Here is a 21,783-nt window from a genome sequence, read left to right as displayed (position 1 = left end):
TTCCACCCTTTTCGTACGAGCAGCTCTGCTGTTGTAAAAGTTCTTAATGGTCATCTCAAGTGAATCCGGCAGGTTTTATGTTAATCCGGTTTGAGTAAGGGCATACATAGGGCAATTTGATGCACAGCACCAATTTATTACCATTTGTCAAATTCAGCCTTATTTGTTTTATTTATTCTGCTATAGGTACCACGTATCATCCGGATTTGATACAAGTGACCATAAAAGTGTGTGCTATGGATACCCAGAATAGTCCTGAGGTCCACATCTGCCCTTTTCTTATTGTGGTCGTTATAGAGATACTGTGAAGGCCTGCGGACCTGTTCTGCGGTGAGGTTGCCTACCAGAGTGTTATACTGGTCATGTGCCCGGGTAAACCGCTTCTTCATTTCATCCAGGGAGTCCGATTGGAATGAGGTGGAGGGCTGTTTTTCTATCAGGTACAACCCTGTTTCATTTATTGCATCACATGCCCATTCCTCGAACCAGGTCAGGTGTCCAATGATCCAACGGATGGAATTTGACTCTTTGTTAATTTTCCAATCCAGCTCCTCATCTGAAATACCCTTTAATAAACTCCAAATCCACCCAAATGCATCATTATCCAGTTCCTGTAACAATTTTACCTGTGACAGCAGTTCCTCATCATTTTCCGCCGGGTCTGGTAATGCGGTGGTGAAAGAAAGGCAACTCAGTCCTGCAACGGCTGGGATAGCCCCCAGTATAAATTCTTTTCTTTTCATAATCGGTATGTTTAATGGTTGGTCAGGTTTTGCTTAAGATATGAAAAAAGAAGGGGTATGGGTTTGTTCAGGCCAAAATTTATCAGCAAAATTTGGTTTCATCAGGTCTCTGGGTCCCCCGCAAAAGGCCATCGAGCTTCCTCTAATAACATAGATCATTATTTGATTCTATAGTTTATTTTATTTACAGTTGTTTTGCTATATAATATTGGCGCCTTTATTCAACCCTGTTTTTTTTCAGGCATGAGATAGTACAGGAAACCTCCAGTGTTTGTTTTTAAAATAATCCGACTGCTCTTTAAATACAAAAAGTACATCATCCGTATCTAACAGGTTCTTTTCAAAACCGGTTTCGTCCAAGGGGGCAAATCCCAGTGCTACCCGATCTATGGTCTTGTCGCACATTAATTGTATTAGCTGATTAAGATCTACCTGCTCTTTGGAAAACACGTCCTTTATGTGCAGGGAATTGCCCTCTCTATCTGCTATGACCACGGCATTTAGATCTTCCAGGTAGTAAATAATGTTTTTCATAAAAGATAAGCAGTAGAACATGATCAGGCCTGTGTTATTTCGCATGGACACCTTGGCCACAGGAACAGAATCAGTTATTGTCCTGAGCAGTAGATCCCTATCAAACTCCTTATCTAAATTCAATTTTCTTGAAGGTGAAGAAGGCCGGATTGGCTCGATGGATTTGGAATATGCATATTCATTTACCCTTTTGAAATTGAACTTTGGATAGAAGTCGAGAACGGTGTCGTTTGCAAAAAGATAGATAAAATCTACCCGCTCTTTCCAATCACTGAGCACTCTTTCCATAAGGTACTTATTGAGTCCACGATGCCTGTAATCCTTATCGGTCATAACTGTACCAATCTGGATAGCCGTCTTCTTTTCATTTTCGATGAGAAACTCCATTTTACTGATGGATACATTGGAAACCATTTTATCCTTGTGAAGCAAGGCATACGGAATATAATTTTCGCCCCAGTAACCCGCTTCGTACCAGAATTCAAAATCAAATCCGTAAGTGCTTTTGGTTAGCTTGTTGAAGCTTGCCCGCATTTCCGGGTTGTGTTTATAATTGCTTACGAACCCATACGTTGTATTCCTGAGCGTTAAGTAGTTCATAGAAGTTTAATTCTTTTCCCGCAAAATAGCCAAACACATTAAATGCATTCCAATATAACATCACGTTATTCTAAATTAAAAGCTCCAAATCTGCAATTTGTTGGCGCCTTTGACGAGTTTTGCATTCTTAAGTGACCTCCACAGGCATGCCCGCCGTAGCTTTAGCGAAGGCAGGATTTTCTTTGTTATGCTCGAACATCCTTCGAACTCCGTAGTCTAAATGAAAAGCTCCAAATTTTCAATTTGGTTGCTTTTTTATTTTCACTTCGATATCCGAGCAAGCTCGAATCTCATTCAAATAAAAAAGCCCACCTTCCGGTGAGCTTTTCATTCCTAAGTGACCTCCACAGGATTCAAACCTGTAACCTCTTGAGCCGTAATCAAGTGCTCTATTCAGTTGAGCTAGGAGGCCTTTTCTACATTGCTTGGTTGCAATGGGGTGCAAATATATTTCTTTTTTAAATTTAAGGCAACATAAGGGGACTCATAATGGATTTTAAAACATACGTCAGGGATATTCAGGATTTTCCGGAAAAGGGAATTGTATTTAAAGATATAAGTCCCCTGCTCAAGGACGAGCGAGCTTTCCAGGCTGCCACCAAAGCAATGATAGCAATGGTGGGTAACAATGCTGTGGATAAGGTAATCGGCATAGAAAGCCGGGGCTTTTTCTTTGCTCCCCTGCTGGCCTTTGAACTGAGCGCCGGATTTGTCCCGGTGCGAAAGGTAGGCAAACTGCCTGCCGACAAGATTAGCAGGACCTACGCTCTGGAATACGGCAGCGATACCCTGGAAATACATTCAGACAGTATAACCAAGGGAGACCGTGTGCTGATCCATGACGATGTCCTGGCCACAGGAGGTACAGCCAGGGCTGCCTGCGAGCTTGTAGAATCCCTGGGGGGCGAGGTGGTCCTCTGCCACTTTCTGCTGGAACTCGACTTCCTCAATGGCAGGAGACGGCTGGAAAATTATCCTGCTAAGTCCTTAATGGCCTTTTAATCGAGAGCGCGGGTAGTGCAATAGTACCGCCAGCCAATAATAGCCAGCTGTAATTTAGTTGCTTTGGAAAGGTCTAATCCCTTTTTGGAATAGGAGGGGAGCAGCTTCCTGTTTAACCAGGCCAAACTTCTGAAAAGTAAAGACTTCATCTATAGGTTGGTTGAGGCTTGTAAAGATAAGTATCAAATACAAATAAGATGAAGCCCTCTTTGCAATATTTATAATGCGATAAGGATAATAACTAATATGGCGTGTAGCAGAAGTTTTGCGAGCGTTATCATGGGAACTTTATTTTCGTTGTTTGTGTATTGCTTGATTAAATCTGGGACGAATATATAGGAAGGGTGGAGTTGCCTGCAAGGAAATTGCAAGAAAAGAATGAAATTACATACAATATTGTAAGCAAAAAAATATAAATTATACTAAAATGAAACATTGTTGCTTGTAAAAAGTTATAAAATGTTATAATATATTAACTTAAGGATTACGATATATAATATTTGTAGGGGGTTTTTAAGGCATTTTTCAAAAACCAAGGGGGAAAATCACTTAAATCGGGCATTTTTTTGCCAATCCATCTTTCAATAATAAAAATGCCGCCCTCGACAAGGGCGGCATTTGTAATGTTTATTAATGGGTAAGGTCGGTTATTGAAGGTTATATTAATTGCCTTTTTTGGTTGTTATGACAATCACTCCGTCCCTGGCTTTATCCCCATACTTTTCTGTTGCTTTGTCTCCTTTGAGTACTTCTACCTTTTCAATTTGATTTGGGCTCAAATTGGATTTAAACTCAGCCCGATCCATTTCTTTACCATCTACAATGAAAAGGGGTTCTTCACCTTTTCCGCTATCCACGAAGAAGAAACCATTGCCTTCTTTTTCAATAACCTCTATATCATGGTCTTCATCGGAATCCTTAATAATAAAGACATTCTCGCCTTCACCTTTTTTCAATTTCTTTATTTTAATCTTCTGTCCTTTGCCTTTAATAAGTCCGAGTTCGTCTTCGCTTACTTCTTTACCGTCTACAAAAACCACTTTTTTCCCATCTTTAATTTCAACACGGATTTCCTTTGCTTCTCCATCCCCGCTATGCACCCAGGTATGCACATCCTTATCGCCACTATTTAGGCGAACTACCTTGTGCTTTTTGTGCTTTCCTTCATGTAGGTCATCATCATCTACTTCAACAATGATCTTCTTGGTCATGTTGCTGCCAATGGAATGTGCCTTATGCTTGCCGGAGTGTGCATAGAAACCGAGGGTCTGATTATCCGCATCTCCGTCTATCTGAAAGGCAAATGGGGCTATGGGTTCATCACCGTTAAGGCTGTAGCTCCCGCTCTGCCCCTTATCGGTTTTATAGGTAGCCGTAATTGCAGTGATCTCCCCGGCTGAATTGCGTTTAACTCCTTTGAATTTGAGGGTAATATTGCGTTCTTTCATGAAAGCAATATCCTTATCCATCTGGTCCTGGGTATAATCCTTGTCAATTAACAATTTGATTTTCTGTACTTCCTGTACAATAATGACCTCTTCCTTTTGGGCTACAACCTTGGTGTTGAAGGCAAATACAAAGGCTGCCAGCATGGGAATTACAAGGGCAAATTTATAAGCACTTAGTTGATTTGATCTGGATTTGTGTAACATGACTATTCGTTTTTTGATTAATGAATTATAGAAATTATTAGTTATTGGTGTTTGTATTGGATTGGATGATACCTTGAGCAAGGCGTATTGATAACTTTTCTTAGATCGGGTGCGGTTCACGGCACTGAAATCGGCCAGGAACTCCAGGTTTTGCTGAATATTCTTTCTGTACAACCAGCTGAGCGGATTCATCCACAGGGCAATAGTAAGCAGGTGGGCTAATAGTACATCTATGGAATGTTTTTGAGCACAATGGGCCTCTTCATGCTGTCTTATGGCCTCCAGTTCATCTTTTGAAAACTGCCTGGGATTGTAGAAAATATAGTTGAAAAATGAAAAGGGAGCCAGGTCCTGATCTGTTTCCACAAGTTTGAATGCGCCACATCTCTTTATTCGGTGTTTTAGCATAAGTTTTCGCAGGGAAAGTAACTGAAACAAGAACTTCACCAAAAGAAACAGTACTCCCAGCCCATAAATGCCCAGCATTACCATCTCCCAGGGAATGGAGGCAGATGCTACCTCACTGTTTTGAATAACAGGGACCCCGCTAAAGTCGGGCAGGGCACTACTTTCCACAGTCACATACCGGGTGATCTTAAGAAAGGGAAAAGTAAAGGCAGCCAGTATACCAGCCAGTAAAAAGTGCCGGTTGGCTTCGAAAAAAGTCTCCTTTTTCAAAAAGAGGTGGTAAACGCCCCAAAAAATGGCCAGTATACCAGAAGCTTTAAGGAAATATATGAATACAGCCTCCATTATTTATTCTTTTCTATTAGGTTGATGATTTCTTTGAGTTCGTCTACGGAGATCTTTTCCTCTTTAGCGAAAAACGATACCATGCTCTTGTAGGAGTTGTCATAGAAGTCCGCCAGGGATTTGCTAACGAATTGTTTCCGGTAAGCTTCCTTGGATACCAGTGGATAGTACCTGTGGGTATGCCCGAATGCCTCATGCCCCACATAGTGCTTTTCTTCCAGGTTCCTTACTATGGTAGACAGAGTATTGTAATGGGGTTTAGACCCCTCAATCTCGGCTAGGATTTCCTTGACGAAGGCCTTTTCCAATCGCCACAAAACCTTCATTACTTCCTCTTCCTTATTGGTGAGTTTTTGCATGTTCCTGATCTTTGGTCAAACATATTACTAAAAAATTAGTTGTCCAACTATAAATATAGTTATTTAACAAATTTTAGCATTTAGATCATTGGGGTTGGTATTACAATAAATAGAGAATCTCATTGCCACGGCGTTGCCTACTGCCGTATCTTTGTATAAAACCAAGCTATGCTCAACCTCATACTAATAGCTGGCGGATTAACCTTGCTCGTATTAGGCGGGCACTGGTTATTAAAAGCTGCTGTGGCCTTTTCACTACGTCTATACATCCCGAAGATTATTATCGGGATGACAGTGGTGTCTTTTGCTACTTCGGCTCCGGAACTTATTGTAAGTGTAAATGCTGCTCTTGACGGTTTCCCTGACCTTGCCCTTGGGAATGTTGTGGGTTCCAATATTGCCAACCTCGGACTGGTACTGGCAATAATTGTTATCCTGAGTAAGATCGAGGTACGCAAGAGTTTCTATATAACAGACTGGCCCATGATGATGTTTGCCTCTGCATTGTTTGTGGGCTTTGTTTATTTTGACCGTTTACTGGAAAGACATGAAGGGATTATCATGTTTGCATTGCTCTTCGTCTTCCTGGTATACCTCCTCCGTTTTCAAAAAATAGCGGTTGTGGATGATTTGCCCGAGGATGATAAACCCCTGCCATTATACCTGTCTGTGCTTTTCCTTGGACTCGGAGCCATTGCCCTTTGGGCGGGTTCTGAAATGCTGATCCGGGGAGCTGTGGATATGGCCGAGTACTTTCAGGTGAGTGAACGGATCGTTGGTATCACGGTGGTTTCTGTGGGCACAAGCATACCGGAATTGGCAGCTTCCGTTGTGGCGGTAGTCAAAAAGGAAAAAGCCATTTCCGTGGGAAACCTGATCGGATCCAATGTTTTCAACCTGCTGGCTGTACTGGGCATCACTGCAATTATCACTCCCATCCCCGTCCGGGATACCCAGTTGCTCTCCAGCGATATTTTCTGGATGCTGGGCATATCATTCCTGATCTTTCCATTGGTGTTTCTGCCGAGGCCCATGCGCCTGGACTGGAAGCATGGGATTATCCTGATTTTGCTCTATGGAAGCTTTGTATATCTCGCGCTGACATAAAAAAACACCTTTGCGAAACGCAAAGGTGTTTAACCAATTGATTTCAATTATAAACTATCCTGCTACAGATTCAACCTTAGCGGATTTTACAGTTTTGATGATCCTTCCGGCTACTTTGTAAGGATCTGCGTTTGAAGCAGGCCTCCTGTCTTCCAGCCATCCTTTCCATCCACTTTCTACTGTGGCGATAGGGATTCGGATAGAAGCCCCGCGGTCAGACACTCCATAAGAGAACTCATGGATAGACTGGGTTTCGTGCAAACCAGTAAGACGCTCATCGTTAAAGGCTCCGTACACGTCAATATGGTCATCAGCCACGGGACGGAAAGCCTCGCAAATGGATTCATATACTTCTTTGCTACCTGCATTTCGCAAGGTGCCGTTAGAGAAGTTGGCGTGCATACCACTTCCGTTCCAGTCGCCCTTAACAGGTTTTGGGTGCAATTCAATATAGTATCCGTATTTTTCAGTTATTCTGTTGAGCAGGTAACGCGCAACCCATAATTCATCACCGGCCTTCTTGGCTCCTTTGGCGAAATTCTGGAATTCCCACTGTCCTGGTGCAACCTCCTGGTTGATACCTTCAATGTTAAGTCCGGCGGCCAGGCAGGTATCCAGGTGCTCTTCTACAAAATCTCGTCCCCAGGTGTATCGTCCACCTACGGAACAGTAGTACTTACCTTGTGGCCCTGGGAAACCTCCTCTGGGGAAACCTAAAGGCAGATCAGTCTGAGTATCCATCAGGAAGTATTCCTGTTCGAACCCAAACCAGAAATCGTTGTCGTCATCGTCAATTTTAGCCCTGTGATTAGATTCGTGTGGAGTTCCGTCTGCGTTTAATACCTCGCACATTACCAGAAAGCCATCTAAGCGATCCGGATCAGGATAAATAGCTACAGGTTTCAATAAACAGTCAGAAGAATTTCCTTCTGCCTGCTCTGTAGAACTACCATCAAATGACCACATTGGGCAACTTTCCAGCTTACCATCAAAGTCGTCCAGGATTTTCGTTTTGCTACGCAGTTCCTGGGTGGGCTCATGCCCGTCCAACCAGATATACTCTAATTTAATCTTACTCATAATACCATGGATTTTTAAAAATTACTGACCGTCAAAAATATGATAATTCTTCATATACGTTTAATTTATAAGGGGGTAAATATTAAAAAAATCGACATAATTATTAACACCCCTATTTTTTAAGGGGTATTTTGTTTAAAACTCATTTTTTTCTGCAATTACTGTTAAATGTGTAATTTAGCCCGAATACAGCGGATAACACCTATAAACATGTCCAATATGCGCAAGGAAGCGATAAAGCAAAGTATGAACCGGGCTACTATTAATGTGGAGAATACCGGAGGGCGATCTGAAATTTTCGGTACCCATGTTTTTGGTCAGGATCGTATGCAACAATATCTGACCCGTGATGCTCTCAATAGTGTCAATGCTGCCATATCTTCAGGTTCGAAAATAGACCGGCGCATGGCCGATCAGATAGCCGAGGCCATGAAGGCCTGGGCGATGAGCATGGGGGCTACGCATTACACCCACTGGTTTCAACCCCTAACCGGGGCCACAGCAGAAAAGCACGACGCCTTTTTTGATCTGATGGCCGATGGCCGGGCGCTGGAGAAATTTGGTGGTGGTCAGCTGGTCCAGCAGGAACCTGATGCTTCCAGTTTTCCAAGCGGAGGAATACGCAACACATTTGAAGCTCGTGGCTACACGGCATGGGACCCTACTTCTCCTGCATTTATTTACGGTACTACCTTATGCATCCCAACCATATTTGTTTCTTATACGGGAGAGGCCCTCGATAACAAAGCCCCGTTATTAAGGGCCCTTCACGCCGTTGATGAGGCTGCTACGGCCGTAGCTCGTTATTTTGATAAGAATGTTTCCAAGGTCCTGGCTACCCTGGGTTGGGAACAGGAGTATTTCCTTGTAGATGAGGCGCTGGCTAATGCCCGACCGGATATCGTTATGGCAGGACGCACGCTTGTGGGGCAGGATGCAGCCAAAGGCCAGCAACTGGACGACCACTATTTCGGGGTAATCCCGCAACGGGCACTCCAATTCATGAAAGAGCTGGAAACTGAGTGTGTTAAACTTGGTATTCCGGTTAAAACCCGGCATAACGAAGTGGCGCCCAACCAGTTTGAACTGGCCCCGGTTTTTGAAGAAGCCAACCTGTCTGTAGACCACAACCTGCTGCTGATGGATATTATGGAGAAGGTGGCCCAGAAACACCACTTCAAAGTATTGTTCCACGAAAAACCCTTCGCAAAGATAAATGGCTCCGGGAAGCACAACAACTGGTCCCTGGCCACAGATACCGGGGTAAACCTTCTGAGCCCGGGGACCACCCCGATGAAAAACCTGCAGTTTCTCACTTTTTTTGTGAATACAATCAAGGCTGTGGATACCTATGAAGAACTATTGCGGTCCTCAATTGCTTCGGCAAGCAATGATTTGCGCCTGGGGGCCAATGAAGCGCCACCAGCCATATTGTCCATATTTATTGGCAAGCAGCTCAATGATGTGCTGGATGAACTGGAAGGGGTATCCCAGGGCAAACTTTCACCGGAGGAGAAAACCGAACTCAAGCTCAATGTAGTGGGTAAGATCCCGGAAATTCTTCTGGATAACACGGACAGGAACAGGACCAGCCCCTTTGCCTTTACCGGCAATAAATTTGAATTACGTGCCGTGGGTTCCCGTACCAATTGTGCCAAACCCATGACGGTTTTGAACACCATTGTTGCCAAACAGCTTCAGGAATTCAAAAAAGAAGTGGATGGTCTTATCGCCAGCAAAAAACTGAAAAAGGATGAGGCCATATTTAATGTACTTCGGGAGTATATCAAATCGTCCAAGCGCATTCGCTTTGAGGGGGATGGGTACAGCGCTGAGTGGAAGGCAGAGGCCAAAAGGAGGAAGCTGAGTAATAATGCCAGTACCCCGGAAGCATTGAAGGTTATGAGCTCCAAAGAGACATTGGACTTGTTCAGGTCCATGGATGTCATGAGTGAAACGGAGGTAAAGGCGCGGCAGGAAGTAGAACTGGACACATACATTTTGCAGACTCAGATAGAAGGGCGGGTTTTCAATGAACTGGTATACAGCTATATCATTCCGGCAACGGTTGCCTATCAGAACACCCTTATCAGGAATGTACTTGGGCTCAAGGAGATTTATGGTGCTGCGCATAAAAGCTTTACCGATGGTCCGCTGAACCTTATTGAGCAGATCTCAGAACACCTGGAGCAGTTGAAAAAGAACACGGATGCAATGGTTGAGGCACGCAAGAAGGCCAATGCCATGAAGGATATCCATAAAAAGGCTTTCTCGTACTGTGAAGATGTAAAACCCTATTTTGAAGAGATCAGGAAACACAGCGACAAGCTGGAACGCCTGGTAGACGACGCCGCCTGGCCACTTGTGAAATACAGGGAGTTGCTGTTTATCAAGTAGCAGTAGAGTCCAGCACATATAAACTGTAAGTTTCCTGTAATTCTATGCCAGGTTTCCTATTTTTGTGGCTAAACATCTGCCATGGGATCATCCGCCAGTGAACGATATAGTAAAAGGGGTGTATCAGCCTCTAAAGAAGAAGTGCATGAAGCCATCGAAGGCATCGATAAAGGCTTGTTTCCCAGGGCTTTTTGTAAAATCGTTCCGGATTATCTCACAGGCGATAGCAACCATTGCCTGGTGATGCATGCTGATGGGGCAGGGACTAAATCCTCCCTGGCGTACATGTACTGGAAGGAGACCGGGGACTTATCTGTCTGGAAGGGCATAGCCCAGGACGCACTCATCATGAATATTGACGACCTGATCTGCGTGGGGGCTACTTCAAATATCCTTTTATCTTCAACTATAGGCCGGAATAAGAACCTGATCCCGGGGGAGGTGATTCGGGCCATCATCCAGGGTACGGAAGAATTGATATCCGACCTATCGAAATACGGAATTGAGATACATTCCACTGGTGGTGAGACCGCCGATGTGGGAGACCTTGTGCGTACCATAATAGTGGATTCAACGGTAACGGCCCGTATGAAGCGCAGTGAGGTTATAGACAATGCCAATATTCAGGCCGGGGATGTAATTGTAGGCCTTGCATCTTTTGGCAAGGCTACCTACGAGCATGATTACAATGGTGGCATGGGCAGCAATGGGCTTACCTCTGCCAGGCACGATGTATTCTCCAAATACCTGGCTGAAAAGTATCCCGAAAGTTTTGACCATGCAGTCCCTGAAGAGCTGGTTTACTCCGGTAGTGTTAAACTTACGGATCCGGTTGCCGGAGCGCCTCTGGATGCCGGTAAATTGGTGCTTTCGCCTACCCGAACTTATGCACCGGTGATCAAAAAAATCCTGGAGGAATTTGCTGCCGATCAGATCCATGGGATGGTGCATTGCAGTGGTGGTGCGCAGACCAAGATATTGCACTTCATTGAGGATTTGCATGTGATTAAGGATAACCTGTTCCCGATACCGCCGCTGTTCTCGCTCATACAGAAAGAATCAGGAACGCCATGGCGGGAAATGTACCAGGTGTTCAATTGTGGCCACCGCATGGAGCTCTATGTCCCTGAGGCTATCGCAGACGAACTTATTGCCATTGCTGAATCATTTGGAATTCCAGGGCGCATTGTTGGTAGGGTAGAAGAGGCCAGCAGTAAAAAACTGACCATAAAAAGCCCCTTCGGAACCTTTTCCTATTAGGGTATACGAATACCCCATTTCAATCGTTTTTGATAATACAGAACCCTTAAGTTAAGGGCAGGAATTGTATTGTGAAATAAAAACTGATGTTATGGAAAGGAAAGCATTTTTAAGAACCCTCGGAGCCGGAGCGGCGTTTGCCCTTACGTTTCCCAGTATTCAGGGCTGTTCCAAAGATGGTAATGGAGGGGAAAACCCCGTGCCCGAGGGGGTTGATTTTACTATTGACCTCAATTCTGCGGAGGGTGCAAACCTCCAGAATAATGGTGATTTTATCCTGAAGAACGATGTGGTTGTAGTGAAAAACCTGGAAGGGAATTTTGTTGCCGCCAGCCAGATCTGTAGCCACCAGCAAACAGATCAGGTGCGTTTTATTGCCGAAAATGGAGGTTTCTTCCGCTGTTTTACCCATGGATCTGAATTTGACCAGAACGGGACCCCGCTGAATACCATTACGAGTAACCCGCTTAAAATATTCAATACCGAGCTCAATGGAAATATCCTGAGGGTATTTGATTAATCCGGGTACTGCCTGGTTTACAGTAGCAATTTTATTATCCCAAATCCTATGGCTGTGAGAACTGCCCTGCTGTTGTTCCTTTCATGCTTCACCTTCTTCGGGAGTGATGAACAGCATAACCAGTGGGTTGCGGTAAAGCAGTCGCTTACCCTGATGGGCAGTCCTTTTGAAATTACGGTCATTGCTCCTAATGAAGATATCGGTTACATCAGCATTCAGGAGGCCGTTGATGAAATAAGGCGCATTGAACGGATGATCTCGTCCTGGGACCCTGAATCTGAAACTTCCTTGATCAACCAGAATGCCGGTATTCAGCCGGTTCGCGTTAGTAGGGAACTATTCTCTTTGCTGGAACGATCCATTCAGATATCCGAGATCACCAATGGAGCCTTTGACCTTACCTATGCAGTCCTGGACGATGTCTGGAAATTTAATGAGGATATGGAAAAGTTTCCTTCCCCGGAAAGGATTAGACAGGCGGTTTCCAGGATAGGCTATGAAAAGATAGAGCTCAACCGGGACGAATTTACGGTATACCTGCCGGAGAAGGGAATGAAGCTGGGATTTGGGGCCATAGGCAAAGGATACGCAGCAGACCGTGCCAAAGAGCTCCTTATTTCCAAGCAGATCAGTTCAGGCTTTATCAATGCCGCAGGAGATGTTACTGCGTGGGGTACCAGGGTAAATGGCGAGAAGTGGTTGCTGGGGGTAGCTAATCCGCTGGGGAAGAACCGGATCTTTACCTGGGTACCACTCATAGAATCTTCCGCATCCATTAGCGGGAGGTTCGATAAATTTCTGACCTTCAATGGCAAACGCTATTCCCATTTAATAAACCCGGCAACCGGTTACCCCGTTACGGAAATAATACGCGTAATTGTATTCGGGCAAAGTGCGGAATTGTGCGATGCGCTGGCAACTGCCATTCATATCCTCGGCAAGGAGGAGGGGCTGCATCTGATCAACCAGCTTGGGGATACCGAGGTGATCATTATCGATAATTTCGGAGAACTCACTTCCAGTATGGGATTAAAGATGCTGAATCCCTAGGGCTTTTTTCAGAACCCCTGCAGCCCTGCCAAATCAGCTTTCGCTTTTCCTTTCCCTGTGAAAAATCGTAACTTCGCAGAATAAGCTTCAGGCACATGCTAGATAAATTAAATATTGTAAAACAACGTTTTGATGAGGTCAGTGATCTTATAATTCAACCGGATGTGATTTCGGACCAGAAGCGGTATATCCAGCTTAACAAGGAATATAAAGATCTGAAAGTGCTGATGGATAAGCGCGATTACTACATTGAACTCACTAACAATATAAAGGAGGCCGAAGAAATCATATCAGATGGTAGTGATGCGGAGATGCTGGAAATGGCCAAAATGCAGTTGGAAGAAGCCAAAGAGGCCCTGCCCGCCCTGGAAGAAGAAATCAAACTCCTGCTTATCCCTAAAGATCCAGAGGATGCCAAGGATGTGGTTATGGAGATCCGTGCGGGAACCGGAGGGGACGAAGCCAGTATTTTTGCCGGTGATCTCTATCGCATGTACGCAAAGTATTGCGAATCCAAAGGCTGGAAGACCAATATTATCGATCTCAGCGAGGGCACCAGCGGGGGTTACAAGGAAATCCACTTTGAAGTGAGTGGTGAAGATGTTTACGGGACATTGAAGTTTGAAGCAGGAGTGCACAGGGTTCAGCGTGTTCCCCAGACAGAAACACAGGGCCGGGTGCACACCAGTGCGGCAACGGTAATGGTTTTGCCGGAGGCCGAAGATTTCGATGTTCAGATAGACCCCAAGGACGTGCGCATTGATTATTTCTGTTCTTCAGGTCCTGGTGGTCAATCCGTGAATACTACCTACAGCGCGGTGCGCCTAACCCATATTCCAACAGGTCTGGTGGCACAATGCCAGGATGAGAAATCACAGCATAAGAACAAGGATAAGGCCTTTAAGGTGTTGCGTTCCCGCCTGTACGACATGGAGCTGGCAAAGAAGCAGGAAGAAGATGCTGCCAAGCGTAATTCTCAGGTTAGCAGTGGGGATCGCTCGGCCAAAATACGCACCTATAATTATCCACAGGGACGGGTTACGGACCACAGGATTGGACTGACCCTTTACGACTTACAAAACATTATAAATGGAGATCTCCAGCGTATTATTGATGAATTGATGCTGGTAGAGAACACTGAAAAGCTCAGGGAAGCCTCCGAGATCTTTTAAGGCAGCCTATGAAAACAGCCTTCCTGGAACAACAAATCCGCGAGAAAAAGTCTTTTTTATGTGTGGGCCTGGACACCGACCTGGAAAAAATTCCCCCACACCTGCTGGACGAGGAAGACCCCATATTTGTATTTAACAAGGGAATTATAGACGCTACGAAGGATTATGCGGTGGCCTTTAAACCCAATATCGCCTTTTACGAGGCATATGGTATCAGGGGCTGGAAGTCCCTGCAAAAAACAATCGATTACCTGAACCAGACTGCCCCGGAAGTTTTCACCATTGCCGATGCGAAACGCGGGGACATCGGGAATACCGCACAGCGCTACGCCAGGGCATTCTTTGAAGACCTGCAGTTCGATGCAGTTACCGTAGCACCCTATATGGGACATGATTCTGTGGAACCTTTCCTTGAGTTTCAAGATAAACATACCATACTACTGGCGCTTACATCCAACTCAGGGGCTTTTGATTTCCAAACCAGGGATATGGAAGGCCAAGCGCTTTACAAGCAGGTTTTGAATACTTCAAAGTCTTACAGGAATGCCGGGAATCTCATGTACGTGGTAGGAGCAACCAAGGCAGAATTCCTGGCTGAAATAAGGTCTATTGTTCCGGATCACTTTTTGCTGGTTCCCGGAGTAGGGGCACAGGGGGGTAGCCTTTCTGAAGTTTGTCAACATGGAATGAATAAACAGGTGGGCCTCCTCGTTAACTCTTCAAGGGGTATAATATATGCCTCAAATGGAAGGGGTTATGGAGAGGCCGCAAGGACTAAAGCGATGGAACTGCAACGAGAAATGGCCACGTATCTTTAGCCATAAAGTTTATCAGGCCCCGCGGCGCTCTAAAATTTTCCGAATTTTTTCAACCTTGCCTTCGAAAAAGGACTGCAGGGGGGTACCCTGATGAGCAACAGCCTTTTGTTGAAACACCTGAATCTGGATTTCAAGGGCATTACCATAATAATTTCTTGTCCTTTCATTATTAGAAGCCCCAACTTTACAAAACTGTGCATTCATAGTAGATACCTTTTCTTACAAATATACGTTCAGAAATGGCTTTTGGATTACCGGAATAGCGGTTATATGACTAAAAATCAGGTAGTTTGTCTAATTATCCTTTTTCGGAGGGTAAATGGGATGAATTCCCCTGCTTTGAACTAAAAAAAGTATATTTAATAAAACTCCCGAGACAACATGAAAACACTACTGCATTTATCCTTTATTCTGTCCTTTGCTCTATTTTCCATTCAATTCGCATTGGCCCAGGAAAAGGACTGTGCCTGTTGTACGGAAAATCATTCGGCCTTCGATTTCTGGATCGGTGATTGGGAAGTATTTCTTCCGGATGGCAGTGTTGCAGGCTATAATACAATTGCTAAAATTCAGGATAAATGTGCCCTGCAGGAGAAATGGACCAGTGCTAAAAGAGATTTCAAGGGAACAAGCTATAACTACTACAATCAGACCAGCGGGCAGTGGGAGCAGTTGTGGATAGACAATGCCGGAACACAACTTAAGCTTTATGGCAATAGAATCGGCAATCAAATGATCCTATCCTCCGAGGCCTTTAAAGGACCAGACGGGGGGATGTACATTAATCGTATTACCTGGACGGCAAATCCTGACGGAACGGTGCGGCAGCACTGGGAAGTCCTGCAGGGAGAGAATGTTGTTCAGGTTGCTTTTGACGGCTTGTACAGGAAGAAAACGCCTTCCGGAGAATAGTCTAACCGGGTTAAAAAAGAAACCCCGACCAGTGGTCGGGATTTCAAACTAACTAACTCAAAAAATACTAACTCAAATAATTGCCGTAAAGGTCTTTTATCTTTTTTATACCCAGGTTAACTGAATATTAGCTGATTGTAATCTTTTGCTTTTAATAACCCAACGCGGCCAAATCGGAATTATTGTTTGGAATTAACAAGAATTTCCGTATTAAAGTTAGTAAAAACTCAGAATAGGTTGCAAGTGCAACCAATATATTAACCAAAATTAATTTTAGAATGGTGGCTTAACTGTAGTGTTCGGCGATAATCCTTGCGGTTTCATCAAAGGTTTTAAACACCTCAAATGTTTTTCCCTGTGTACGCAATGCTCCCAATGTATTGGCATATTGCGCAGCTTTAATCGCATCACCAAACCTGGAAAATCCGAATGCCAGTCCACCTGCAAACGAGTCTCCACAACCGGTGGTATCTATCACATGTTGCATGAATACGGAGGTAATAAACTCCTTTTTCACTTCATTATTTTCTTTGAAATACATCACACAGCCACGTGAATCAAGGGTAACGTAGAAATAAGACACCCCGTGTTCGAGCACGTGAGCAGCCATATCATCGAGATGCTCTGTACTCTCTTCGTCGTAACCGGTCATCTCGGCTGCCTCGTATTCATTTTTAAACCAGCATACCTGGGATTCTTCCAGGTTCATTTTTAGAACATCAATATAAGGCAGCCACTCGTCCATGTCTACCCAGAATTTTCGATGCCTTTCCCCGGAAATACTCATTGCAGAAGTAGGCCCGTGTGCATCGAATATAATGGTCCCTTTTCCTTTTTCCTTCAGGTACCTGAGGGTGCTTAGTGATATTTCAAAATCCGTAATCGGTACAAAAACATAGGCATCTGCATCTTCCAGACCGGCTACGTCTGAAGGAAGTATGGGTTTCATGCAGGCCGTTTGTTTCTCCAGCCTGTTGTTCTGATCCAGAAAACGCAATTCTATAACCGTGCCGCGGTCATCTGCATCACTCACGTATTGGGTGTCAATATTGTCATAAGGTGCAAAAACTTCCAGGATTCCCTTGTAATCTTTCTGATGTACATGGGATACCGGAATCACCGTTCCTTCTTTACCCAGCAATTTGGAAAGGGCAATGACAGGATGGGTAACACAACCGTATTTTTGGATCATTTCATCCTTGTAAGTGTAAATCGTATCCCTTGGTATGGGGCCTAGCACGGCAATCTTGGTCATCTATATGCACTTCGGTTTATACTCATGGGAGGAAGCATTCCTCCGAAAGGCTTAATTTAAAAAATCTGATTGACATTATGCAACCTAAAACAGGATTGCCTAATAAAAGATAACGGTTTTGTTGTTGTATACCATCGTTTTATGGGCGATATGGAGTTTAACCGCCGTTGCCAGCACTATCTTTTCAAGGTCCCGGCCTTTGGAGACAAAATCCCTGACCGTGTGCACGTGCGAAACGGTAGTTACATCCTGCTCAATAATTGGGCCTGCATCCAGATCTTCTGTTACGTAATGGCTGGTGGCTCCGATTATTTTCACCCCCCGTTCAAAAGCAGCATGGTAGGGCTTTGCACCGGCAAATGCGGGGAGAAACGAATGGTGGATGTTGATGATTCGGTTTGGGTAAGCCCCGATCAAAAGCGGACTTACAATTTGCATATAACGGGCAAGGACTACAAAATCTACTTTATGGCTTTGTAACAATTCCAGTTGCCGTGTCTCAGCCTCGTGCTTATTCACCTTGTTTACCGGGATGCAGTGATATGGGATATCGAACTGATCAGCAATGTGCCTGAGGTCTTCATGATTGCTTATGATAAAAGGAATGTCTACCTCCAGCTCCCCGGAACGGAAACGGCTTAGCAAATCATAAAGACAATGATTGTATTTGGAAACAAAAATGGCCATTCTTGGACGCAGGCCTTCCTGGTAGAGGTCCCACTCCATATGGTATTGTTCGGCAAGTTCAATGGCTATTGACTCTTTCAGCATGCTAAGTCCGGGGTCATTTTGTGCGAAATCACATTCCAGTCGCATAAAAAATACGCCGGCTTCCTGGTCCACATGCTGATCAAGATAGAGGATGTTCCCTCCCCTGAGATGGAAGAACTGTGTAACCGCTCTGATAATACCGGGTCGATCCGGGCAATGTATATGTAAAGTGACCTTCAAACCTTTTGAATATGGGATAAAATTAAGGTTTTTGAAAGCCTTGATTTTACGACCCAAAACTTTTATAAAATTCGAATCATATCGAAATATTTTTTGCATATTTCGTAAATTGCACGCCTGAAACCGCCTTTTTTTTAACGATGGAGCAAATTAAACCCTACAAGCCCAAGAATAAGGTAAGAGTTGTTACCGCAGCCTCACTTTTTGACGGACATGACGCCGCTATAAATATTATGCGCCGCATTATTCAGTCCACTGGTGTGGAAGTGATTCACCTGGGGCATGACCGTAGTGTGGCCGAGGTTGTGGATTGTGCTATACAGGAAGATGCCAATGCAATAGCGATGACTTCCTACCAGGGAGGGCATAATGAATACTTCCGTTATATGTATGATCTGCTGCAGCAAAAGGGGGCCGGTCATATCAGGATATTTGGTGGAGGTGGAGGTGTAATCCTGCCTGAGGAAATCAGGAGCCTCATGGATTACGGTATTACCCGCATATATTCTCCGGACGATGGAAGGCAAATGGGACTTCAGGGAATGATTAACGACCTGGTATCTCAATCGGACTTCCCCGTTCCGGAACTAAATCTTGGTGAGCACAAAAACCTGGAACAGGCCCTAGTGAAAAAGGATAGCCGCATCTTGTCCAGGTTGATCAGCCTTGCCGAGAACCGTCCGGAAGAATTTGACGCACATTTTAAAGGTATTAAGGCAAAAAATGCACAGGTTCCCGTGCTGGGTATTACCGGAACAGGTGGGGCTGGTAAGTCCAGTCTGGTTGATGAGCTTGTTCGACGCTTCCTGGTCGATTTTCCGGAAAAAAACATCGGCCTGATCTCGGTAGATCCCTCCAAGCGCAAAACAGGTGGTGCTCTGCTGGGAGATCGTATCCGAATGAACGCTATCAACAACGAACGGGTGTATATGCGTTCCCTGGCTACACGGCAGTCTAATCTGGCCCTGTCAAAGCACGTCAATGAGGCACTGAATGTGCTTAAGGCGGCAGACTTTGACCTGATCATTTTGGAGACTTCGGGAATCGGACAGTCCGATACGGAGATCATCGAACACAGTGATGTCTCCCTTTATGTAATGACCCCTGAATTTGGAGCTGCTACACAGCTCGAAAAAATAGACATGCTTGATTTTGCAGATCTGGTAGCAATAAACAAGTTCGATAAGCGGGGAGCACTGGATGCCTTGCGCGATGTTAAGAAACAATACGTGCGCAACAACAACCTCTGGGATGCCGACCCGGAGACCCTTCCAGTTTTTGGAACCATGGCTTCCCAGTTTAATGATCCGGGTATGAACCGCCTGTATAAAATGGTAATTAAAACCCTGAATGAGCAGGCTGGCGCTAAATTAGAATCGGGCTTTGAGGAGTCGAATGATCGCGAAGAAAAGGTATATATCATTCCCCCTGCGAGAACGCGATACCTGTCAGAAATATCAGAACAGAACAGGAATTACAATCAGAACGTTGCCGAACAGACAGAAGTGGCAGAACGTCTGTATGGAATTTACAAGACCCTGCTGACCATCAGTGGTATAAGTGAGGAAGCGGAAATCTCGCCTTATATTAATGCCAAAGGCCTGGACGAAGCTCAAATAAAGAAAGACGCTGCTAAGGATTACGACACCGTTCTGTTCGGAAAACTAACAGAAGAGTTCAATGCAGAGCTGAAAAACCTCAATCCATACCATTGGGAAACGCTGGTGAACTGGAAAAACCTCCGTGCGCGTTATACCGATCCGGAGTACGTTTTTGAGGTAAGAGGCAAAGAGATTCGGGTTCCCACCTACACTACTTCCCTTTCCCAGTTGCAGATCCCAAAAGTGGTGCTGCCCCGTTATCGTTCCTGGGGAGACATACTCAAATGGACCCTGACCGAAAATGTACCTGGTGCATTCCCATATACTTCAGGACTATACCCCTTTAAGCGAACCCAGGAGGATCCTACCCGGATGTTTGCTGGTGAAGGGGGTCCTGAAAGAACGAACAGAAGATTCCACTATGTGAGTATGGATATGCCCGCTAAGCGCCTTTCCACTGCTTTTGATTCGGTAACCCTATATGGTCATGATCCGGATAAACGCCCGGATATTTATGGCAAGATAGGCAATGCAGGGGTTTCCATATGTTGCCTCGATGATGCCAAAAAGTTGTATTCCGGATTCGACCTTACTGATGCATTGACTTCTGTGAGTATGACCATAAACGGGCCTGCCCCCATGTTGCTGTCCTTTTTTATGAATGCAGCTATTGATCAGAATTGTGAAAAATATATTCGTGCCGAAGGCCTTGAGGAACAGGTAAATAAAAAAATTGAGCAAATGTATAAGGACATGGGCGTGGAACGCCCTGTCTACAAAGGTGACCTGCCCGAAGGTAATGATGGGTTGGGTCTTATGCTGTTGGGGGTAACCGGAGACCAGGTACTACCAGCAGAGGTTTACAACCGAATTAAAAAGGAGACGCTATCGCAGGTACGGGGTACCGTTCAGGCAGATATATTGAAAGAAGACCAGGCACAGAACACCTGTATCTTTTCGACCGAATTTGCGCTGCGCCTGATGGGAGATGTGCAGGAGTATTTCATAGCCAACCAGATCCGCAACTTCTATTCGGTTTCTATCTCGGGCTATCACATAGCTGAGGCCGGGGCCAATCCGATTTCGCAATTGGCTTTTACCCTGTCTAACGGTTTTACCTACGTAGAGTACTACCTGAGCCGGGGAATGGATATCAATAAGTTTGGCCCCAACCTGTCTTTCTTCTTCAGCAATGGCATCGACCCCGAATACGCGGTAATCGGGAGGGTGGCACGGCGTATCTGGGCCAAGGCCATGAAGGAGAAATACGGTGCCGATCCAAGGGCACAAATGCTCAAATACCATATACAGACTTCGGGCCGAAGCCTGCACGCCCAGGAAATAGATTTCAATGATATCCGGACTACCCTGCAGGCCCTGTATGCGATCTACGACAATTGCAATTCCCTTCACACCAATGCCTATGACGAGGCTATTACCACCCCAACAGAAGAATCTGTCCGAAGGGCCATGGCTATACAGTTGATTATCAACAAAGAGCTGGGACTGGCGAAAAATGAAAACCCACTTCAGGGTTCATTTATCATTGAGGAACTAACCGATCTGGTGGAAGAAGCGGTACTACTGGAATTCGACAGGATTACCGAAAGAGGTGGGGTACTCGGTGCTATGGAAACCATGTACCAGAGATCCAAGATACAGGAAGAAAGCCTGCACTATGAAACGCTCAAACATACGGGCGAATATCCTATTATTGGTGTAAATACCTTTTTAAGTTCAAAAGGTTCTCCAACCATACTCCCGGCTGAAGTTATCCGTGCTACCGAAGATGAAAAGCAGGTGCAGCTCGAAACGCTGGATAATCTCTGGAAGAGAGACAGTAATAGGGCAGAAGAGGCTTTGAAGTCTTTAAAGCAGGCAGCTACCCGCAATAAAAACACCTTTGAACAATTAATGGAGGTTTCCAAGCACTGTTCTCTGGGTCAGATCACTCAGGCATTGTTTGAAGTAGGGGGTCAGTACCGCAGGAATATGTAGTTTATGCCCTGTATATATA

Annotated in this window: 19 protein-coding genes and 1 tRNA gene; 10 read left to right on the top strand and 10 right to left on the bottom strand. The window is 44.9% G+C overall.

The window, feature by feature from the left end:
- Positions 1 to 137: 137 nt before the first annotated feature.
- From OO016_RS13140 to OO016_RS13130, 3 genes are all read right to left on the bottom strand, one after another.
- Positions 138 to 743: a DinB family protein gene (locus tag OO016_RS13140; RefSeq protein ID WP_266014880.1), complete on the bottom strand. Its 606-nt coding sequence runs from the start codon at positions 741 to 743 to the stop codon at positions 138 to 140.
- Between the two features lie 237 nt (positions 744 to 980).
- Positions 981 to 1,877: a GNAT family N-acetyltransferase gene (locus OO016_RS13135; protein WP_266014877.1), complete on the bottom strand. Its 897-nt coding sequence runs from the start codon at positions 1,875 to 1,877 to the stop codon at positions 981 to 983.
- A 338-nt stretch (positions 1,878 to 2,215) separates the two neighbouring features.
- A tRNA-Arg gene (locus OO016_RS13130) sits at positions 2,216 to 2,289 on the bottom strand.
- A 77-nt stretch (positions 2,290 to 2,366) separates the two neighbouring features.
- On the opposite strand from OO016_RS13130, the gene OO016_RS13125 reads away from it, so the two are divergent.
- Positions 2,367 to 2,879: an adenine phosphoribosyltransferase gene (locus OO016_RS13125; protein WP_266014874.1), complete on the top strand. Its 513-nt coding sequence runs from the start codon at positions 2,367 to 2,369 to the stop codon at positions 2,877 to 2,879.
- Here OO016_RS13125 and OO016_RS13120 read toward each other — a convergent pair.
- The 3 genes from OO016_RS13120 to OO016_RS13110 form a co-directional block, all read right to left on the bottom strand.
- Complete coding sequence (locus OO016_RS13120) at positions 2,876 to 3,028, bottom strand: SsrA-binding protein (RefSeq protein ID WP_266014871.1); 153 nt, start codon at positions 3,026 to 3,028, stop codon at positions 2,876 to 2,878. The genes OO016_RS13125 and OO016_RS13120 overlap by 4 nt on opposite strands.
- Before the next feature lie 513 nt (positions 3,029 to 3,541).
- The gene (locus tag OO016_RS13115) at positions 3,542 to 5,284 is read right to left on the bottom strand and encodes a M56 family metallopeptidase (RefSeq protein ID WP_266014869.1); all 1,743 of its coding nucleotides are present in this window, start codon (positions 5,282 to 5,284) and stop codon (positions 3,542 to 3,544) included.
- Positions 5,284 to 5,643, bottom strand: coding sequence for a BlaI/MecI/CopY family transcriptional regulator (locus tag OO016_RS13110; protein ID WP_266014866.1), 360 nt, complete (start codon positions 5,641 to 5,643; stop codon positions 5,284 to 5,286). Before OO016_RS13110 ends, OO016_RS13115 begins: the two co-directional genes overlap by 1 nt.
- A 168-nt stretch (positions 5,644 to 5,811) precedes the next feature.
- Here OO016_RS13110 and OO016_RS13105 point away from each other — a divergent pair, with 168 nt between their 5' ends.
- Positions 5,812 to 6,750, top strand: a complete 939-nt coding sequence (locus OO016_RS13105; RefSeq protein ID WP_266014864.1) for a calcium/sodium antiporter — start codon at positions 5,812 to 5,814, stop codon at positions 6,748 to 6,750.
- Between the two features lie 54 nt (positions 6,751 to 6,804).
- On the opposite strand, the gene OO016_RS13100 is transcribed toward OO016_RS13105, so the two are convergent.
- Positions 6,805 to 7,830 carry a glutamine synthetase beta-grasp domain-containing protein gene (locus tag OO016_RS13100; protein WP_266014861.1) on the bottom strand — a complete coding sequence of 342 codons (1,026 nt, stop codon included), beginning with the start codon at positions 7,828 to 7,830 and terminating at the stop codon, positions 6,805 to 6,807.
- Between the two features lie 210 nt (positions 7,831 to 8,040).
- Here OO016_RS13100 and OO016_RS13095 point away from each other — a divergent pair, with 210 nt between their 5' ends.
- The 6 genes from OO016_RS13095 to pyrF all read left to right on the top strand — a co-directional run bounded on the left by OO016_RS13095 (position 8,041) and on the right by pyrF (position 15,047).
- On the top strand, positions 8,041 to 10,227 hold the full coding sequence (locus OO016_RS13095; RefSeq protein WP_266015509.1) for a glutamine synthetase III family protein: 2,187 nt from the start codon (positions 8,041 to 8,043) through the stop codon (positions 10,225 to 10,227).
- Positions 10,228 to 10,308: 81 nt separating this feature from the next.
- Positions 10,309 to 11,487 (top strand): AIR synthase related protein, encoded by a 1,179-nt coding sequence (locus tag OO016_RS13090; protein WP_266014857.1) that lies wholly within the window; start codon positions 10,309 to 10,311, stop codon positions 11,485 to 11,487.
- A 91-nt stretch (positions 11,488 to 11,578) separates the two neighbouring features.
- Positions 11,579 to 12,007: a QcrA and Rieske domain-containing protein gene (locus OO016_RS13085; RefSeq protein ID WP_266014854.1), complete on the top strand. Its 429-nt coding sequence runs from the start codon at positions 11,579 to 11,581 to the stop codon at positions 12,005 to 12,007.
- A 48-nt stretch (positions 12,008 to 12,055) separates the two neighbouring features.
- The gene (locus OO016_RS13080; protein WP_266014852.1) at positions 12,056 to 13,057 is read left to right on the top strand and encodes an FAD:protein FMN transferase; all 1,002 of its coding nucleotides are present in this window, start codon (positions 12,056 to 12,058) and stop codon (positions 13,055 to 13,057) included.
- A gap of 95 nt (positions 13,058 to 13,152) precedes the next feature.
- A complete protein-coding gene (prfA, locus tag OO016_RS13075) occupies positions 13,153 to 14,229 on the top strand; it encodes a peptide chain release factor 1 (RefSeq protein WP_266014850.1) in 1,077 nt (358 codons plus the stop codon).
- Between the two features lie 8 nt (positions 14,230 to 14,237).
- Positions 14,238 to 15,047: an orotidine-5'-phosphate decarboxylase gene (pyrF, locus tag OO016_RS13070; RefSeq protein ID WP_266014847.1), complete on the top strand. Its 810-nt coding sequence runs from the start codon at positions 14,238 to 14,240 to the stop codon at positions 15,045 to 15,047.
- A 12-nt stretch (positions 15,048 to 15,059) separates the two neighbouring features.
- Here pyrF and OO016_RS13065 read toward each other — a convergent pair whose 3' ends face one another.
- Positions 15,060 to 15,251: a hypothetical protein gene (locus tag OO016_RS13065; protein WP_266014845.1), complete on the bottom strand. Its 192-nt coding sequence runs from the start codon at positions 15,249 to 15,251 to the stop codon at positions 15,060 to 15,062.
- A gap of 177 nt (positions 15,252 to 15,428) precedes the next feature.
- On the opposite strand from OO016_RS13065, the gene OO016_RS13060 reads away from it, so the two are divergent.
- Positions 15,429 to 15,959, top strand: a complete 531-nt coding sequence (locus tag OO016_RS13060) for a hypothetical protein (RefSeq protein ID WP_266014842.1) — start codon at positions 15,429 to 15,431, stop codon at positions 15,957 to 15,959.
- 286 nt (positions 15,960 to 16,245) lie between these two features.
- On the opposite strand, the gene OO016_RS13055 is transcribed toward OO016_RS13060, so the two are convergent.
- Both OO016_RS13055 and purU read right to left on the bottom strand, forming a co-directional pair.
- The gene (locus tag OO016_RS13055; RefSeq protein WP_266014839.1) at positions 16,246 to 17,214 is read right to left on the bottom strand and encodes a carbohydrate kinase family protein; all 969 of its coding nucleotides are present in this window, start codon (positions 17,212 to 17,214) and stop codon (positions 16,246 to 16,248) included.
- Between the two features lie 99 nt (positions 17,215 to 17,313).
- Complete coding sequence (gene purU / locus OO016_RS13050; protein ID WP_266014836.1) at positions 17,314 to 18,165, bottom strand: formyltetrahydrofolate deformylase; 852 nt, start codon at positions 18,163 to 18,165, stop codon at positions 17,314 to 17,316.
- 140 nt (positions 18,166 to 18,305) lie between these two features.
- On the opposite strand from purU, the gene OO016_RS13045 reads away from it, so the two are divergent.
- On the top strand, positions 18,306 to 21,764 hold the full coding sequence (locus OO016_RS13045) for a methylmalonyl-CoA mutase family protein (RefSeq protein ID WP_266014833.1): 3,459 nt from the start codon (positions 18,306 to 18,308) through the stop codon (positions 21,762 to 21,764).
- Positions 21,765 to 21,783 lie beyond the last annotated feature (19 nt).

This window comes from Lentiprolixibacter aurantiacus (assembly GCF_026241225.1).
Classification (GTDB): domain Bacteria; phylum Bacteroidota; class Bacteroidia; order Flavobacteriales; family Flavobacteriaceae; genus Lentiprolixibacter; species Lentiprolixibacter aurantiacus.
Note: the sequence above shows the minus strand (reverse complement) of the source record. Positions and strands in the feature narration are given on the sequence as shown.

Excerpts from the sequence above, each read along its gene's own strand:
- OO016_RS13105 (WP_266014864.1), top strand. The coding sequence starts at position 5,812 with ATGCTCAACCTCATACTAATAGCTGGCGGATTAACCTTGCTCGTATTA.
- OO016_RS13045 (WP_266014833.1), top strand. The coding sequence starts at position 18,306 with ATGGAGCAAATTAAACCCTACAAGCCCAAGAATAAGGTAAGAGTTGTT.
- OO016_RS13080 (WP_266014852.1), top strand. The coding sequence starts at position 12,056 with ATGGCTGTGAGAACTGCCCTGCTGTTGTTCCTTTCATGCTTCACCTTC.
- OO016_RS13135 (WP_266014877.1), bottom strand. The coding sequence starts at position 1,877 with ATGAACTACTTAACGCTCAGGAATACAACGTATGGGTTCGTAAGCAAT.
- OO016_RS13060 (WP_266014842.1), top strand. The coding sequence starts at position 15,429 with ATGAAAACACTACTGCATTTATCCTTTATTCTGTCCTTTGCTCTATTT.
- OO016_RS13140 (WP_266014880.1), bottom strand. The coding sequence starts at position 743 with ATGAAAAGAAAAGAATTTATACTGGGGGCTATCCCAGCCGTTGCAGGA.
- pyrF (WP_266014847.1), top strand. The coding sequence starts at position 14,238 with ATGAAAACAGCCTTCCTGGAACAACAAATCCGCGAGAAAAAGTCTTTT.
- OO016_RS13065 (WP_266014845.1), bottom strand. The coding sequence starts at position 15,251 with ATGAATGCACAGTTTTGTAAAGTTGGGGCTTCTAATAATGAAAGGACA.
- OO016_RS13090 (WP_266014857.1), top strand. The coding sequence starts at position 10,309 with ATGGGATCATCCGCCAGTGAACGATATAGTAAAAGGGGTGTATCAGCC.
- OO016_RS13125 (WP_266014874.1), top strand. The coding sequence starts at position 2,367 with ATGGATTTTAAAACATACGTCAGGGATATTCAGGATTTTCCGGAAAAG.
- OO016_RS13110 (WP_266014866.1), bottom strand. The coding sequence starts at position 5,643 with ATGCAAAAACTCACCAATAAGGAAGAGGAAGTAATGAAGGTTTTGTGG.
- OO016_RS13055 (WP_266014839.1), bottom strand. The coding sequence starts at position 17,214 with ATGACCAAGATTGCCGTGCTAGGCCCCATACCAAGGGATACGATTTAC.
- prfA (WP_266014850.1), top strand. The coding sequence starts at position 13,153 with ATGCTAGATAAATTAAATATTGTAAAACAACGTTTTGATGAGGTCAGT.
- OO016_RS13085 (WP_266014854.1), top strand. The coding sequence starts at position 11,579 with ATGGAAAGGAAAGCATTTTTAAGAACCCTCGGAGCCGGAGCGGCGTTT.
- OO016_RS13095 (WP_266015509.1), top strand. The coding sequence starts at position 8,041 with ATGTCCAATATGCGCAAGGAAGCGATAAAGCAAAGTATGAACCGGGCT.
- OO016_RS13115 (WP_266014869.1), bottom strand. The coding sequence starts at position 5,284 with ATGGAGGCTGTATTCATATATTTCCTTAAAGCTTCTGGTATACTGGCC.
- OO016_RS13120 (WP_266014871.1), bottom strand. The coding sequence starts at position 3,028 with ATGAAGTCTTTACTTTTCAGAAGTTTGGCCTGGTTAAACAGGAAGCTG.
- OO016_RS13100 (WP_266014861.1), bottom strand. The coding sequence starts at position 7,830 with ATGAGTAAGATTAAATTAGAGTATATCTGGTTGGACGGGCATGAGCCC.